This is a genomic window from Streptomyces sp. NPDC088254 (assembly GCF_044740925.1).
Classification (GTDB): Bacteria; Actinomycetota; Actinomycetes; order Streptomycetales; family Streptomycetaceae; genus Streptomyces.
The window spans coordinates 453,398-468,303 of sequence record NZ_JBIURQ010000002.1; the positions used below are offsets into that span (position 1 = coordinate 453,398).

A 14,906-nucleotide genomic window follows, 5' to 3' on the forward strand; every position below is an offset into this window, starting at 1 on the left:
CCGCGCAGCCCTCCCCCTTGTCCCGACCGGCACGGCGGAGAGCGCCGCAAGCCGCCGTCATCGGCGCCCTAGCCGGTTGTCCACAGGCCGGCCGGCGAGTTTTCCACAGCGGTTGACACCTTACGACGGCCGTCCCACCATGGAATCGCACGGACCGAACGATCGGTCGGGAGAGGCTCGGGCAGAGCCCAAGGTCGAGGGGGACCGCATGGCGACAGCAGCCGCAGCCGCGCACCAGCCGGCCCGTACACAGCACGGCGCCCAGGACGGCGCGGTCGACGAGGACGCCTACCAGCGCGTCTTCGACGCCGCCGTGTCCGCGGACGAGCGGATCGAGCCGCGCGACTGGATGCCCGACGCCTACCGCGCCACGCTGGTCCGCCAGATCGCCCAGCACGCCCACTCCGAGATCATCGGCATGCAGCCGGAGGCGAACTGGATCACGCGCGCGCCCTCACTGCGCCGCAAGGCCATCCTGATGGCGAAGGTCCAGGACGAGGCGGGGCACGGGCTGTATCTGTACAGCGCGGCCGAGACCCTGGGCGTCGGCCGCGACGAACTGCTCGACAAGCTGCACACCGGCCGCCAGAAGTACTCCTCGATCTTCAACTACCCCACGCTGACCTGGGCCGACGTGGGCGCGATCGGCTGGCTCGTCGACGGCGCCGCGATCACCAACCAGGTGCCCCTGTGCCGCTGCTCCTACGGCCCGTACGCGCGCGCGATGGTCCGCATCTGCAAGGAGGAGTCCTTCCACCAGCGCCAGGGCTACGAGCTTCTGCTCGCCCTCAGCCGCGGCACCCCGGAGCAGCACGCGATGGCGCAGGACGCGGTCGACCGCTGGTGGTGGCCCTCGCTGATGATGTTCGGCCCGCCCGACGACGAGTCGGCGCACTCCGCGCAGTCGATGGCCTGGAAGATCAAACGGCACTCCAACGACGAACTGCGCCAGCGCTTCGTCGACATCTGCGTCCCGCAGGCGGAGTCCCTGGGGCTCACGCTCCCCGACCCGGACCTGAAGTGGAACGAGGAGCGGGGACACCACGACTTCGGCCCGATCGACTGGACGGAGTTCAAGGAGGTCCTCAAGGGCAACGGCCCGTGCAACGAACAGCGGATCGTCCAGCGAAGGCGGGCCCACGACGAGGGCGCCTGGGTACGGGAGGCGGCCGCGGCCCACGCGGCCAGGCACAGCGGCGGGGCCACCGGCCGCGGAGCGGGAGTGGAGCAGGCATGACGAACACCGACTGGCCCCTCTGGGAGGTCTTCGTGCGCTCCCGGCGCGGCCTCTCCCACACCCACGCCGGCAGCCTGCACGCGCCGGACGCGGAGTTCGCCCTGCGCAACGCCCGCGACCTGTACACCCGGCGCGGCGAGGGCGTCTCGATCTGGGTGGTGCCGTCCACCGCGATCACCGCCTCCTCGCCGGACGAGAAGGACCCGTTCTTCGAGCCGGCCGCCGACAAGCCGTACCGGCACCCGACGTTCTACGAGATCCCGGAAGGGGTGAAGCACCTGTGACCGCAACCGGGAAAACTCGGACGCCGGGCTCGGTCACGGCGGCGGCCCTCGCCCTGGGTGACGACGCCCTGGTGCTCTCCCACCGCCTGGGGGAGTGGATGGGCCGCGCCCCCGTGCTGGAGGAGGAGGTGGCCCTCGCCAACATCGCGCTGGACCTGCTGGGCCAGGCCCGCGTCCTGCTGTCGATGGCCGGCGACGAGGACGATCTCGCCTACCTGCGCGAGGAACGTGCCTTCCGCAACCTGCAGTTGGTCGAACAGCCCAACGGCGACTTCGCCCACACCATCGCCCGCCAGCTGTACTTCTCCACCTACCAGCACCTGCTGTACGCCCAACTGGCCACCTCAGATGGCCCGTTCGCCGGGCTCGCCGCGAAGGCCGTCAAGGAGGTCGCCTACCACCGCGACCACGCCGAGCAGTGGACGCTGCGGCTCGGTGACGGCACCGAGCTCAGCCACGAGCGGATGCGGCGGGCGTGCGCGGCGCTGTGGCGGTTCACCGGAGAGCTGTTCCAGCCGGTGGAGGGCGTCGACGCCGACCGGACGGCCCTGGAAGCGGCCTGGCTGGAATCGGTCGGGGACGTTCTGCGCCGGGCGGGACTCGCCCTGCCCGAGGGCGCGCGCACCGGAGCGTGGAGCGCCGGCGCGGGCCGCCAGGGTGTGCACACCGAGTCCTTCGGGCGGATGCTCGCCGAGATGCAGCACCTGCACCGCAGCCACCCGGGGGCGTCATGGTGACGCTCACGCCGCTGGAAGCGGAACTCCTCGCCGTCGCCGGATCGGTACCCGACCCCGAACTGCCCGTCCTCACCCTCCAAGAGCTCGGCGTGGTGCGCGCGGTGCACGTACGCGCCGCGGACGCCGTGGAGGTGGAACTGACCCCGACCTACACCGGCTGCCCGGCCGTGGAGGCGATGTCGGAGGACATCGAGCGGGTGCTGCGCGAGCACGGCGTGCGCGAGGTCACCGTGCGCACGGTACTCACGCCCGCATGGTCCACGGACGACATCTCCGCCGAAGGCCGCCGCAAACTCAGCGAGTTCGGCATCGCGCCCCCACGCACCAGGACGACTGCGGAGCCGGTCACGCTGTCCCTCGGCCCGACCCGGACGACGACCAGCGGAGCAGCCCCGGACGACGACCCCGTGCGCTGCCCGCACTGCGGCTCCGCCGACACCGAACTGCTCAGCCGCTTCTCCTCCACCGCCTGCAAGGCGCTGCGCCGCTGCCTCGCCTGCCGTGAACCCTTCGACCACTTCAAGGAGTTGTGATGGCCCGCTTCCACCCGCTCCCCGTGGCCGCGGTGGACCGGCTCACCGACGACTCCGTCGCCCTCACCTTCGCGGTCCCCGCCGAACTGCGCGCGGAGTACCGGCACGCGCCGGGCCAGCATCTCGCCCTGCGGCGCCGGGCCGACGGGACCGAGGTCCGGCGGACGTACTCGATCTGCTCCCCCGCGCCCGACCCCGGCGGCGACGGCCCGCACACCCTGCGGGTGGGGGTGCGACTGGTCGACGGCGGCGCCTTCTCGACGTACGCGCTCAAGGAGATCGCCGTCGGCGACGCACTGGAGGTGATGACGCCGGCCGGCCGGTTCACCCTCGACCCCGCGCCCGGTCTGTACGCGGCCGTGGTCGGCGGCAGCGGCATCACCCCTGTGCTGTCGATCGTCTCCACCCTGCTCGCGCGCGAACCCGCCGCCCGGTTCTGCCTGATCCGCAGCGACCGCACGGCCGCCTCCACGATGTTCCTGGACGAGGTCGCCGATCTGAAGGACCGGTACCCGGAGCGGTTGCAACTGGTCACCGTTCTCTCCCGGGAGGAACAGCAGGCCGGGCTGCCGTCCGGGCGGCTGGACCGGGAGCGGCTGGCGCGTCTGCTGCCGTCGCTGCTGCCGGTGGCGGACGTGGCCGGATGGTTCCTGTGCGGGCCCTTCGGACTGGTCCAGGGCGCGGAACAGGCGCTGCGGGAGATCGGCGTCCCCCGCTCCCGCATCCACGAGGAGATCTTCCACGTCGATGTCACGGCGGCGGCGCCCGGCGCGACGGCGGGCGCTCCCGCGCACAGCACCGTGACCGCCCGTCTCGACGGCCGCGGCGGCAGCTGGCCCGTGCGGGAAGGGGAGTCGCTGCTGGAGACGGTCCTGCGCAACCGGCCCGACGCCCCCTACGCGTGCAAGGGCGGGGTGTGCGGCACCTGCCGGGCCTTCCTGGTGTCGGGCGAGGTGCGTATGAACCGCAACTTCGCCCTGGAGCCGGAGGAGACGGAGGCCGGCTATGTCCTGGCGTGCCAGTCGCATCCGCTGACCGAGGCGGTGGAGGTCGACTTCGACCGCTGAGCGAGGGTGAAGCCGGGCCGACGGCGGGAGACCGGTTCCCTTCTTCTAGAACCTGTTCTATCTTGACGCTCCGTCAGATCAGCTGACCCGTCGGGAGGACAGGCCGTGGACTTCACCTTCACCGAGGAGCAGCAGGCGGCGGCCGAGGCCGCGCGGGGAGTCTTCGCCGACGTCGCCCCCGACGGCGTCCCCAGCCCCGCGCTCACCAGGGGCGGAGCCGTCGCCGACCACTTCGACCGCGCGCTCTGGGAGAAGCTCGCCGGCACGGACCTGCTCGGCCTGCTGCTCGACGAGGAGTACGGCGGGGCCGGCCTGGACGCCGTCGCCCTCTGCCTGGTGCTGCGCGAGTCGGCGAAGTCGCTGGCGCGGGTGCCGCTCCTGGAGAGCAGCGCGGCCGCGGCGGCCGTACAGGCCCACGGCACCGCCGAGGCACAGGCCGAGCTGCTCGCCCGGGCCGTCCGCGGCGAGGTCGTCCTGACCGTCGCCGCACACGGCCGCACCGGCCATGACGCGGCCGAACTCGCCGTCACCGCACGGCAGGACGGGGACGCCTGGCTGCTGGACGGAGTGCAGACGGCGGTGCCGTGGGCCTACGACGCCGACTTCGTGCTCGTCCCCGCACGTACCGGCGACGACCGCAGCGTTCTCGCCCTGGTCCCCCACGGACACGAGGGCAGCGCGCTCGCCGAACAGATCTCCACCACCGGCGAACGGCTCGGGGAACTGCGCCTCGACTCCGCCCGGATCCCCGCCCGGCACGTCATCACCGCCGACGGCGCCTGGGAGGAGCTGCGCGCCCTGCTGACCACCGGGACCTGCGCGATGGCGCTCGGACTGGGCGAGCGTGTACTGGCGATGACGAGCGACTACGCCACCAAAAGAGAGCAGTTCGGGCATCCGATCGCCACGTTCCAGGCGGTCGCCGTACAGGCGGCCGACCGTTACATCGACCTGCGCGCGATGGAGGTCACCCTGTGGCAGGCCGCCTGGCGGCTCACCTCAGGCGCGTCCGGAGCGCTGCCCGCCGCCGGCGACATCGCCGTGGCCAAGATCTGGGCCTCGGAGGGCGTACGGCGCGTGGTGCAGACCGCGCAGCATCTGCACGGCGGCTTCGGCGCGGACGTCGACTACCCTCTGCACCGCTACCACGCCTGGGCCAAGCACCTGGAGCTGTCCCTCGGCCCGGCCGCGGCCCACGAGGAGACCCTCGGCGACCTGCTGGCCGCCCACCCCCTCGGCTGAACACCGCCGCGGCTCCCGTCAGAGGACGAAGCCCGGCTGGTCCTCGTCGGTGACGACCGGACGGCCGGCGGCGGCCCAGTGCTGCATGCCGCCGTCGACGTTCACGGCGTCGATGCCCTGCTGCACGAGATACATGGTGACCTGGGCCGACCGGCCACCGGAGCGGCAGATCACATGGACCCGCCCGTCCTGGGGTGCCGCCTCGGTCAGCTCGCCGTACCGGGCGACGAACTCGCTGATGGGGATGTGCAGCGCCCCTTCGGCGTGGCCCGCCTTCCACTCGTCGTCCTCACGGACGTCCAGCAGGAAGTCGCCGTCCTTGACGTCGCCGACCTCGACCGTGGGCACACCTGCTCCGAAACTCATGGCCCCGACGCTACCGGACGCCGCCACCCGGGCAGCCCCGCCGACTCCACCGCACGGTGCTACCCGGCCAGCCCCGCCAGCTCGGCCTCCCTCTTCGCGACCTCGGCCAGCAGCTGGTCGGCGATCTCGTCGAGCAGGCGGTCGGGGTCCTCCGGGGCCAGTCGCAGCATCGAGCCGATCGCACTGTCCTCCAGCTCGCGTGCGACCAGCGCCAGCATCTCCTTGCGCTCCGCGAGCCATTCGAGGCGGGCGTACAGCTCCTCGCTCGGGCTCGGACGCCGCTCCGGCGGCACCGGCCCGGCCGCCCACTCCTCGGCCAGCTCACGCAGCAGGCTCTCGTCACCGCGGGCGTAGGCGGCGTTGACGCGGGTGATGAACTCCTCGCGCCGCGCCCGCTCCGCGTCCTCCTGCGCCAGGTCGGGGTGCGCCTTGCGGGCCAGCTCCCGGTACAGCTTGCGGACCTCGTCGCTGGGGCGCACCCGCTCCGGGGGCCGCACCGACTGGTCCGTGAGCATCGCCGCGGCCTCGTCGAACAGCCCCTGTCCGTCCATCCAGCCGTGGAACAGCTCCTCGACGCCGGGCATCGGCAGCACCCGGGCCCGCGCCTCGGCCGCCTTGCGCCGATCCTCGGGATCGCCGCTGCGTTCCGCCTTCGCCTCGGCTATCTGCGCCTCCAGCTCGTCGAGCCTGGCGTACATGGGACCGAGTCTTTGGTGGTGGAGCCGCGAGAAGTTCTCGACCTCGACGCGGAAGGTCTCCACCGCGATCTCGAACTCGATCAGCGCCTGCTCAGCGGCCCGCACGGCCTGCTCCAGCCGCTCCTCGGGCCGCGCCTGCTCAGCTTCGGGGGTCGTCACCGGACCAGCGTAGGCCAAGCGGGAGCCCCCCACGGAAGCCCAGGCCCACCCACACCGGCGCCTGCGGGACACCCCGACGCCTCACGCCGGCGCCTGCCGGGCCCCCACGCCTCACGCCGGCGAAGGCCCGCTCCCTCTGCCTCACACCCCCGTCTCCGCCGCGATCCGTCCCTCCCTGATCGCCTGCACCAGGTCCGCGTGATCGGCTTCCGTACGGTCGGCGTAGGCGACGGCGAACGTCGCGACGGCCTCGTCGAGTTCCTCGTTCTTGCCGCAGTAGCCGGCGAGCAGGCGGGGGTCGGCGCTGTGGGAGTGGGCGCGGGCCAGGAGCGCGCCCGTCATCCGGCCGTAGTCGTCGACCTCGTCGGCCGAGAGGGCGGCGGGATCGACGCTGCCCTTGCGGTTGCGGAACTGGCGTACCTGGTACGGCCGCCCCTCGACCGTCGTCCAGCCCAGCAGCACGTCGCTGACGACCTGCATCCGCTTCTGGCCGAGGACCACCCGGCGCCCCTCGTGGTCGACGTCCGGCACGTCGAAGCCGGCGGTCAGCAGATGCGGGACCAGGGCGGAGGCCCGCGCCTCCTTCACCTGGAGGACCAGCGGCTCGCCGCGGTGGTCCAGCAGCAGCACGACGTAGGACCGCGTGCCCACGCTGCCCGTGCCGACGACGCGGAAGGCGACGTCGTGCACCGCGTGCCTGGCCAGCAGCGGATGGCGGTCCTCCGGCACCGTGGTCAGATAAGCCTCCAGGGAGACCGCCACCGCGGCCGCCTCACCGTCCGGCACGCGCCGCAGCACCGGCGGAGCGTCGACGAAGCGGTGCCCGCCCTCCGCGGTCGGCTCGGTCGACTTCGCCGCGAACCGCCCGCTGGTGTTGGCCCGCGCCTTCCGGGACACCCGCTCCAGGGTGCCCAGCAGGTCATGGGCGTCGGCGTGGGAGACCAACTCCTCGTCGGCGATGGCGTTCCACGCGTCCAGCGCGGGCAGCTTGGCCAGCAGACGCATGGTGCGGCGGTAGGCGCCAGCGGCGTCATGAGCGGCCTTGCGGCAGGTGTCCTCGTCGGCGCCGGCCTCCCGGCCCGCGAGCACCAGGGAGGCAGCGAGCCGCTTGAGGTCCCACTCCCAGGGGCCGTGCACCGTCTCGTCGAAGTCGTTCAGGTCGATGACGAGATCACCGCGGGCGTCGCCGTACAGGCCGAAGTTGGCCGCGTGGGCGTCACCGCAGATCTGGGCGCGGACGCCGGTCATGGGGGTACGGGCGAGGTCGTGGGCCATGAGGCCGGCCGAGCCGCGCAGGAACGCGAAGGGCGTGGCCGCCATTCTGCCCACCCTTATCGGCGTCAGCTCGGGCAGACGGCCCCGGTTGGACTCCTCGACCGCCTCCACCGCGCTCGGCCGGGAGGCGTCGGTGTCCAGTCCCGCGTGCGCGGCGCGCGCCACCCGCTCCCTGAGTGCCTTGCCCTCGGCCTTGGGCGACCCGGCAGAGGGCCACTGCGCGAACCCGCGCACCGGGGGAAGCCGGCCACCGCCGGTGGAACCCGCCGCCCCCGCATCATTCGCGCCCACAACTCCCGCGCCCGCAGCCGCACCCGCGGCACCGCCGACCCCGGCCTCGGTCATCACGACCGCCTCCCGCGCACCCGCACCGAACATCAACTCGTGCCGACCGTACAGCCGCTGGCCGAAACCCGTCAGACCTGTGGACAACTTCGTGAACGCACGGACGACGCCAATCCGTGAGATACCTCACGCCCTCCGACCGGTCCCGGACATGCGAAAGCCCCGCAGGTCCGAGACCTGCGGGGCTTCCAGCTGTGCGCGAGGGGGGAGTTGAACCCCCACGCCCTTGCGGGCACTGGAACCTGAATCCAGCGCGTCTGCCTATTCCGCCACCCGCGCATTGGGTGTGTCCTCGAGCTCGTGGGCTTTTCGGCCCGCCGCCTTCCGACATGCAGAACATTAGCACGGGGGGAAGGGTGCGTTCACATCCCTTCTTCCCGGGCAGGGGACACCGCAGGACAGCGCGCGGCACCCCCCTACGTCTCGGCGACGCCCGGTTCTCGTATCAACCTCGCACCTATGGCGACCGTCTCCCCGGGAGAAGGCCGAGGTCCACAGTCGGGTGCGGGACACTGGTCCTCAGCCGCCTCTACGATCCTGGGCGGAAGCCGACGCGGAAGCCGACGCGAAAGCGGACGCGGAAGCCGAGGCGGAAGCGGAAACGGAAGCCGAGGCGAGGAGCCGAAGCGGAAGCCGAGGTGCCACCGACGCCGAGGCGGGTGCCGAGGCCCCCGTCGACACCTGTCGGCGGGGCCGACAGGGGGAACCAGCCGATTCACCGGCGCGTGGATACGATCAGTAAGCAGTACCAGGTAAGCAGCAGGACGCGGGACAGCAGTACCAGCGACGGAGGAGGTGCCCCATGGGAGTCCTGAAGAAGTTCGAGCAGCGCCTCGAGGGTCTGGTCAACGGCACCTTCGCCAAGGTGTTCAAGTCCGAGGTCCAGCCCGTGGAGATCGCGGGAGCGCTCCAGCGGGAGTGCGACAACAACGCGACGATCTGGAACCGCGACCGCACCGTCGTGCCCAACGACTTCATCGTGGAGCTGAGCACACCGGACTTCGAGCGGCTCAGCCCCTACTCCGGCCAGCTCGGCGACGAACTCGCCGGCATGGTGCGCGACTACGCCAAGCAGCAGCGCTACACCTTCATGGGGCCGATCAAGGTCAACCTCGAGAAGGCGGACGACCTCGACACCGGCCTGTACCGGGTGCGCAGCCGTACGCTCGCCTCCTCCAGCAGCCAGCAGGCGCCCGAGAGCGCGCCCGCCGCCGGCCGGCAGCGCCCCGGCGGCTACGGCTACCCGCCCGCAGGCGCGTCCGCCGCTCCCCCCATGCCGTCCTCACCGCCGCCCGGCGGCCGTCCCGGCGGCTACGGCTACCCGCCCGCCGCGGGCGGTCAGCGGTCCGGCGGCGGCCCGGCCGGCGCCCCGGCGCCCGGCTCGCGCACCCGCCACTGGATCGAGATCAACGGCACCCGCCACCAGATCTCCGGCTCGACGCTCGTGCTGGGCCGCAGCACCGAGGCCGACGTGCGGATCGACGACCCCGGCGTCTCCCGCCGGCACTGCGAGATCCGGACCGGAACGCCCTCGACGATCCAGGATCTCGGATCCACCAACGGCATCGTGGTGGACGGGCAGCACACCACCCGCGCTACGCTCCGCGACGGCTCGCGGATCGTCGTGGGCAGCACCACCATCATTTACCGGCAAGCCGAAGGGTGAAGCGGGGGCAATGTCAGAGCTGACCCTCACGGTCATGCGGCTGGGTTTCCTGGCCGTACTGTGGCTGTTCGTGATCGTGGCCGTGCAGGTCATCCGCAGCGACCTGTTCGGTACGCGTGTCACCCAGCGCGGCTCGCGCCGGGAGGCCGCACGCCCGCAGCAGCAGGCCGCCCAACGCCAGGCGCCCCCGCAGCAGCGCCAGCAGCCCGCCTCCGGCGGCCGCCGGGGCCGCAACGCCCCGACGAAGCTCGTCGTGTCCGAGGGCACCCTCACCGGCACGACCGTCGCGCTCCAGGGCCAGACCATCACGCTGGGCCGCGCCCACGACAGCACCATCGTGCTGGACGACGACTACGCCTCCAGCCGCCATGCCAGGATCTACCCGGACCGCGACGGCCAGTGGATCGTCGAGGACCTCGGCTCCACCAACGGCACGTACCTCGACCGGACGCGGCTGACGACTCCCACACCGATCCCGCTGGGCGCGCCGATCCGTATCGGCAAGACAGTCATCGAGCTGCGGAAGTAGTGCTACATCATGAGTGAGCGCGAGCGGAGCGAGCACGCGGCGGCGGCCGGCACCCCGGGCCCCGGCGCGCTCCCGACCGGAGGGTGGGCAGTGTGGCTCGACACGACCGGCTGTACCCGGGGCCGACGGGCGAGGTGCGCATGAGTCTGTCACTGCGCTTCGCCGCCGGATCGCACAAGGGGATGATCCGGGAGGGCAACGAGGACTCCGGTTACGCCGGTCCGCGTCTGCTCGCCATCGCCGACGGCATGGGCGGCGCCGCCGCCGGCGAGGTCGCCTCCTCCGAGGCCATCTCCACCATCGTCGCCCTCGACGACGACGTCCCCGGCTCCGACGTCCTCACCTCGCTCGGTACGGCCGTCCAGCGCGCCAACGACCAGCTGCGCTCCCTGGTCGAGGAGGACCCACAGCTCGAAGGCATGGGCACGACGCTGACCGCCCTGCTGTGGACCGGTCAACGGCTCGGCCTGGTGCACGTCGGCGACTCGCGCGCGTACCTGCTGCGCGACGGCCTGCTGACCCAGATCACCCAGGACCACACCTGGGTGCAGCGCCTGGTCGACGAGGGCCGGATCACCGAGGAAGAGGCCACCACCCACCCGCAGCGCTCCCTGCTGATGCGTGCGCTGGGCAGCGGCGAGCACGTCGAACCCGACCTGTCGATCCGCGAGGTCAGGGCCGGCGACCGCTATCTGATCTGCTCCGACGGCCTGTCCGGCGTGGTCTCCCACCAGACGCTCGAGGACACTCTCGCCAGCTACCAGGGACCGCAGGAGACCGTGCAGGAGCTGATCCAGCTCGCGCTGCGCGGCGGCGGGCCCGACAACATCACCGTCATCGTCGCCGACGTCCTCGACCTGGACACCGGCGACACTCTGGCCGGACATCTGTCGGACACCCCGGTCGTGGTCGGCGCGGTCGCCGAGAACCAGAACCAGCTGCACGACAACGGCATCATGCAGACCCCGGCCGGCCGCGCCTCCGGCCTCGGCCGTCAGGGCCGCCACAGCCGCGGCCAGGGGCAGGGCGGCGGCGAATTCGGCCCGCCCGGCTCCGGCAACGACATCACCGGCTTCATCCCCACCGACGGCTTCGGCGACTACGCCGACGACGACTTCGTCAAGCCCCGCAAGAGCCGCCGGTGGCTGAAGAGATCCCTGTACGGCGGCCTCGCGCTCGCCGTCATCGGCGGCGGGCTGTACGGCGGCTGGCGCTGGACGCAGACCCAGTACTACGTCGGCGCCAAGGGCGAGCACGTCGCGCTGTACCGGGGCATCAGCCAGGACCTCGCGTGGGTCTCGCTCTCGAAGGTCGAGAAGGACCACCCCGAGATCGAACTCAAGTACCTCCCCGAGTACCAGCGCAAGCTGGTCGAGGCCACGATCGCCGAGGGCAACCTGTCCACGGCCAGCAAGAAGATCGACGAACTGGCCGTCCAGGCCGCCGCGTGCAAGAAGCAGGCGGCCTCGCCCGCCGCCCGTAGCAGCGCCAAGACGGGCGAGGCCAAGGGAACCACTCCCTCCTCCCTCACGTCCAAGGCGACACCGAGCCCTTCGGTGTCCGCGTCCCCGTCCGCATCCGCGACCGCCACTCCCAGCCCCGGCCCCAGCCTCTCGGAGGAAGAGCAGAAGGTCGTCTCGCTGTGCGGTAAGCAGTAGGCAAGCCGTGAGAGGCCCCGTCACACCATGAGCAGTACAACCAACTCGCCGACGCACCACACGTCCACGATCGGCTCCATCGGCACCCCGAGCCGGCGCAACACCGAGCTCGCGCTGCTGGTGTTCGCCGTCGTCATCCCGGTGTTCGCCTACGCCAACGTGGGCCTCGCGATCAACGAGCAGGTCCCGTCCGGGCTGCTCGCCTACGGCCTGGGCCTCGGCCTGCTGGCCGGAGTCGCCCACCTCGTGGTGCGCAGGTTCGCCCCGTACGCCGACCCGCTGCTGCTGCCCCTGGCGACCCTGCTGAACGGGCTCGGGCTGGTCGCCATCTGGCGGCTGGACCAGTCGAAGCTGCTCCAGCAGATCAAGCAGGCAGGTGGCGCCGCGCCACGGCAGCTGATGTACACGGCGCTCGGCATCGCCCTGTTCGTCGCCGTCATCATCTTCCTCAAGGACCACCGGGTCCTCCAGCGCTACACCTACATCTCCATGGTCGTCGCGCTGGTCCTGCTGCTGCTCCCGCTGGTCCCGGGCCTCGGCCTGAACGTCTACGGCGCCAAGATCTGGATCCAGATCGGCAGCTTCACCATCCAGCCCGGTGAGTTCGCGAAGATCGCCCTCGCGGTGTTCTTCGCCGGCTACCTCATGGTCAAACGCGACGCGCTCGCCCTGGCCAGCCGCCGCTTCCTCGGCCTGTACCTGCCGCGCGGCCGCGACCTCGGCCCGATCATCGTGGTCTGGGCGATCTCCATCCTGATCCTGGTCTTCGAGACCGACCTCGGCACCTCGCTCCTCTTCTTCGGCATGTTCGTGATCATGCTGTACGTCGCCACCGAGCGGACCAGCTGGATCGTCTTCGGTCTGCTGATGTCCGCGGTCGGCGCGGTCGGCGTGGCGAGCTTCGAGTCGCACATCCAGACCCGTGTGCAGGCCTGGCTCGACCCGATGCACGAGTACGAGCTCAGCCGCGCCGCCGTTCAGGACGGTGTCGTCCACTCCGAGCAGGCCATGCAGGCGCTGTGGGCGTTCGGCTCCGGCGGCACCCTCGGCACCGGCTGGGGCCAGGGCCACTCCGAGCTGATCCGCTTCGCCGCCAACTCCGACTTCATCCTCGCCACCTTCGGCGAGGAGCTGGGCCTGGCCGGCGTCATGGCGCTGCTGCTGCTGTACGGCCTGATCGTGGAGCGCGGCGTGCGCACCGCCCTCGCCGCCCGCGACCCGTTCGGCAAGCTGCTCGCCATCGGCCTCTCCGGCGCCTTCGCCCTCCAGGTGTTCGTCGTCGCCGGCGGTGTGATGGGCCTCATCCCGCTCACCGGTATGACGATGCCGTTCCTGGCGTACGGCGGTTCCTCCGTCATCGCCAACTGGGCGCTGATCGGCATCCTGATCAGGATCAGCGACACCGCGCGCCGACCGGCCCCGGCCCCCACCTCCAACCCCGACGCCGAGATGACCCAGGTGGTCCGCCCGTCATGAACAAGCCCCTGCGCCGGATCGCGGTTTTCTGCGGACTGCTGGTCCTGACCCTGCTCATCCGCGTCAACTACCTGCAGTACGTCAAGGCCGACTCCCTCGCCGACGACAGCGAGAACCGCCGCGTCAACATCGAGCGCTACGCCACCCCGCGCGGCGACATCATCGTCGACGGCAAGGCCATCACCGGCTCGGTCGAGACCACCAGCGGCGACTACAAGTTCAAGCGCACCTGGACGAACGGCGCCATGTGGGCGCCGGTGACCGGCTACTCCTCCCAGGCCTTCGGCGCCAACCAGCTGGAGAAGCTCGAGGACGACTTCCTGACCGGCACCGACGACCGGCTGTTCTTCCGCAACACGCTCGACATGCTCACGGGCAAGGAGAAGGCGGGCGGCAGCGTCGTCACCACCCTCAGTGGCGCCGCGCAGAAGGCCGCGTTCGAGGGCCTGGGCAACAAGAAGGGCGCCGTCGCCGCGATCGAGCCGTCCACCGGCAAGATCCTCGCGCTGGTCTCCACACCGTCGTACGACCCGTCGAAGTTCGCCGGGACGTCCAAGGCGGACGAGAAGGCCTGGAACGCGGTCCAGAAGAAGAACAACCCCGACGACCCGACGCTCAACCGGGCGCTGCGCGAGACGTACCCGCCGGGTTCCACCTTCAAGGTGGTCACCGCGGCCGCCGCGCTGGAGAACGGCGTGGTCAAGGGCATCGACGACCCGACCGACGCCCCGGACCCCTACAAGCTCCCGCAGACGTCCACGCCGCTCACCAACGAGCACGGCGAGTGTGAGAACGCCAACCTGCGCTACGCGCTCATGGTGTCCTGCAACACCGTCTTCGCGAAGATGGCCCACGAGGTCGGCAACGAGAAGATGATCGAGCAGGCGGCCAAGTTCGGCTACAACAACAAGGAGCTGGACACCCCGGTCCGCGCCGCCCAGAGCGTGTACCCCGAGGACAACCAGCCGCAGAACGCCCTGGACGGCATCGGCCAGGCCTCCAACCGCGCCACCCCGCTGCAGATGGCCATGGTCGCCTCCGCGGTCGCCAACGACGGCAAGCTGATGAAGCCGTACATGGTCGACCAGCTCAAGGCGCCGGACCTGGACACCCTGACGACGACCCAGCCCGAGCAGCTCTCGCAGGCCGTGTCCCCGGAGACCGCGCAGAAGCTCCGCGACATGATGGAGACGGTCGTCAACGACCCGCAGGGCACCGGCGGCAAGGCGAAGATCCCCGGGGTGAAGGTCGGCGGCAAGACCGGCACGGCCCAGCACGGCCTCAACAACAGCGAGAAGCCGTACGCGTGGTTCATCTCCTACGCGATGCTTCCCGACGGCAGCGCGCCGGTCGCGGTGGCGGTGGTCGTCGAGGACGGATCCGCCAACCGTGACGACATCACCGGCGGCGGTCTGGCCGGTCCGATCGCCAGGGACGTGATGAAAGCAGTCATCGACAGCAAGAAGTGACCCCGATCACGTCGCCTACGCATCGGTGCACGTTGCGATACCGGTCCTGTATCGGGTGACGGGCTTGGCCAGGTCACGCACCGCCGTCCGGGTACGGTATGCCCGGACGGCAGCCTTCGACCGCACACGTGTGCCGGTCGGGACCGACGGAGAGGGCTGGTAGGT

At 71.3% G+C, this 14,906-nt stretch carries 14 protein-coding genes and 1 tRNA gene; 11 read left to right on the forward strand and 4 right to left on the reverse strand.

Going from position 1 to position 14,906, the window contains the following annotated elements; all coding sequences use genetic code 11:
* The first annotated feature begins 208 nt into the window (after positions 1 to 208).
* The 6 genes from paaA to ACIOC0_RS08905 all read left to right on the forward strand — a co-directional run bounded on the left by paaA (position 209) and on the right by ACIOC0_RS08905 (position 5,100).
* Positions 209 to 1,237 (forward strand): 1,2-phenylacetyl-CoA epoxidase subunit PaaA, encoded by a 1,029-nt coding sequence (paaA, locus tag ACIOC0_RS08880; RefSeq protein WP_351089936.1) that lies wholly within the window; start codon positions 209 to 211, stop codon positions 1,235 to 1,237.
* A complete protein-coding gene (paaB, locus tag ACIOC0_RS08885; RefSeq protein ID WP_130439069.1) occupies positions 1,234 to 1,521 on the forward strand; it encodes a 1,2-phenylacetyl-CoA epoxidase subunit PaaB in 288 nt (95 codons plus the stop codon). The genes paaA and paaB overlap by 4 nt, the downstream gene beginning before the upstream one ends.
* Positions 1,518 to 2,258: a 1,2-phenylacetyl-CoA epoxidase subunit PaaC gene (gene paaC / locus ACIOC0_RS08890; protein ID WP_402153904.1), complete on the forward strand. Its 741-nt coding sequence runs from the start codon at positions 1,518 to 1,520 to the stop codon at positions 2,256 to 2,258. The genes paaB and paaC overlap by 4 nt, the downstream gene beginning before the upstream one ends.
* On the forward strand, positions 2,252 to 2,791 hold the full coding sequence (gene paaD, locus ACIOC0_RS08895) for a 1,2-phenylacetyl-CoA epoxidase subunit PaaD (protein ID WP_402153906.1): 540 nt from the start codon (positions 2,252 to 2,254) through the stop codon (positions 2,789 to 2,791). The genes paaC and paaD overlap by 7 nt, the downstream gene beginning before the upstream one ends.
* Complete coding sequence (locus tag ACIOC0_RS08900; protein ID WP_402153908.1) at positions 2,791 to 3,858, forward strand: 2Fe-2S iron-sulfur cluster-binding protein; 1,068 nt, start codon at positions 2,791 to 2,793, stop codon at positions 3,856 to 3,858. The genes paaD and ACIOC0_RS08900 overlap by 1 nt, the downstream gene beginning before the upstream one ends.
* A gap of 105 nt (positions 3,859 to 3,963) precedes the next feature.
* Positions 3,964 to 5,100, forward strand: a complete 1,137-nt coding sequence (locus tag ACIOC0_RS08905) for an acyl-CoA dehydrogenase family protein (protein ID WP_402153910.1) — start codon at positions 3,964 to 3,966, stop codon at positions 5,098 to 5,100.
* 18 nt (positions 5,101 to 5,118) lie between these two features.
* Here ACIOC0_RS08905 and ACIOC0_RS08910 read toward each other — a convergent pair whose 3' ends face one another.
* The 4 genes from ACIOC0_RS08910 to ACIOC0_RS08925 form a co-directional block, all read right to left on the reverse strand.
* Positions 5,119 to 5,448 carry a rhodanese-like domain-containing protein gene (locus ACIOC0_RS08910; protein ID WP_130439574.1) on the reverse strand — a complete coding sequence of 110 codons (330 nt, stop codon included), beginning with the start codon at positions 5,446 to 5,448 and terminating at the stop codon, positions 5,119 to 5,121.
* A 77-nt stretch (positions 5,449 to 5,525) separates the two neighbouring features.
* Positions 5,526 to 6,323, reverse strand: a complete 798-nt coding sequence (locus tag ACIOC0_RS08915; RefSeq protein ID WP_402153912.1) for a hypothetical protein — start codon at positions 6,321 to 6,323, stop codon at positions 5,526 to 5,528.
* A 141-nt stretch (positions 6,324 to 6,464) separates the two neighbouring features.
* Positions 6,465 to 7,943 (reverse strand): DUF2252 domain-containing protein, encoded by a 1,479-nt coding sequence (locus tag ACIOC0_RS08920; RefSeq protein WP_402154368.1) that lies wholly within the window; start codon positions 7,941 to 7,943, stop codon positions 6,465 to 6,467.
* 195 nt (positions 7,944 to 8,138) lie between these two features.
* Positions 8,139 to 8,222 (reverse strand) — tRNA-Leu (locus tag ACIOC0_RS08925).
* Between the two features lie 523 nt (positions 8,223 to 8,745).
* Here ACIOC0_RS08925 and ACIOC0_RS08930 point away from each other — a divergent pair.
* The 5 genes from ACIOC0_RS08930 to ACIOC0_RS08950 all read left to right on the forward strand — a co-directional run bounded on the left by ACIOC0_RS08930 (position 8,746) and on the right by ACIOC0_RS08950 (position 14,741).
* The gene (locus ACIOC0_RS08930; RefSeq protein WP_130439083.1) at positions 8,746 to 9,609 is read left to right on the forward strand and encodes a DUF3662 and FHA domain-containing protein; all 864 of its coding nucleotides are present in this window, start codon (positions 8,746 to 8,748) and stop codon (positions 9,607 to 9,609) included.
* Positions 9,610 to 9,619: 10 nt separating this feature from the next.
* Positions 9,620 to 10,138 (forward strand): FHA domain-containing protein, encoded by a 519-nt coding sequence (locus ACIOC0_RS08935; RefSeq protein ID WP_130439085.1) that lies wholly within the window; start codon positions 9,620 to 9,622, stop codon positions 10,136 to 10,138.
* Positions 10,139 to 10,278: 140 nt separating this feature from the next.
* On the forward strand, positions 10,279 to 11,796 hold the full coding sequence (locus ACIOC0_RS08940) for a Stp1/IreP family PP2C-type Ser/Thr phosphatase (RefSeq protein ID WP_402153914.1): 1,518 nt from the start codon (positions 10,279 to 10,281) through the stop codon (positions 11,794 to 11,796).
* A gap of 27 nt (positions 11,797 to 11,823) precedes the next feature.
* Complete coding sequence (locus ACIOC0_RS08945; protein WP_402153916.1) at positions 11,824 to 13,272, forward strand: FtsW/RodA/SpoVE family cell cycle protein; 1,449 nt, start codon at positions 11,824 to 11,826, stop codon at positions 13,270 to 13,272.
* Positions 13,269 to 14,741, forward strand: a complete 1,473-nt coding sequence (locus ACIOC0_RS08950; RefSeq protein ID WP_402153918.1) for a peptidoglycan D,D-transpeptidase FtsI family protein — start codon at positions 13,269 to 13,271, stop codon at positions 14,739 to 14,741. Before ACIOC0_RS08945 ends, ACIOC0_RS08950 begins: the two co-directional genes overlap by 4 nt.
* The last annotated feature ends 165 nt before the right edge of the window (positions 14,742 to 14,906 follow it).

What these genes read in the sequence shown, in the direction of transcription:
- ACIOC0_RS08900 (WP_402153908.1), top strand. Translation starts at nt 2,791, where the DNA reads ATGGCCCGCTTCCACCCGCTCCCCGTGGCCGCGGTGGACCGGCTCACC.
- ACIOC0_RS08935 (WP_130439085.1), top strand. Translation starts at nt 9,620, where the DNA reads ATGTCAGAGCTGACCCTCACGGTCATGCGGCTGGGTTTCCTGGCCGTA.
- ACIOC0_RS08940 (WP_402153914.1), top strand. Translation starts at nt 10,279, where the DNA reads ATGAGTCTGTCACTGCGCTTCGCCGCCGGATCGCACAAGGGGATGATC.
- ACIOC0_RS08945 (WP_402153916.1), top strand. Translation starts at nt 11,824, where the DNA reads ATGAGCAGTACAACCAACTCGCCGACGCACCACACGTCCACGATCGGC.
- paaB (WP_130439069.1), top strand. Translation starts at nt 1,234, where the DNA reads ATGACGAACACCGACTGGCCCCTCTGGGAGGTCTTCGTGCGCTCCCGG.
- ACIOC0_RS08920 (WP_402154368.1), bottom strand. Translation starts at nt 7,943, where the DNA reads ATGACCGAGGCCGGGGTCGGCGGTGCCGCGGGTGCGGCTGCGGGCGCG.
- ACIOC0_RS08950 (WP_402153918.1), top strand. Translation starts at nt 13,269, where the DNA reads ATGAACAAGCCCCTGCGCCGGATCGCGGTTTTCTGCGGACTGCTGGTC.
- ACIOC0_RS08930 (WP_130439083.1), top strand. Translation starts at nt 8,746, where the DNA reads ATGGGAGTCCTGAAGAAGTTCGAGCAGCGCCTCGAGGGTCTGGTCAAC.
- paaA (WP_351089936.1), top strand. Translation starts at nt 209, where the DNA reads ATGGCGACAGCAGCCGCAGCCGCGCACCAGCCGGCCCGTACACAGCAC.
- paaD (WP_402153906.1), top strand. Translation starts at nt 2,252, where the DNA reads ATGGTGACGCTCACGCCGCTGGAAGCGGAACTCCTCGCCGTCGCCGGA.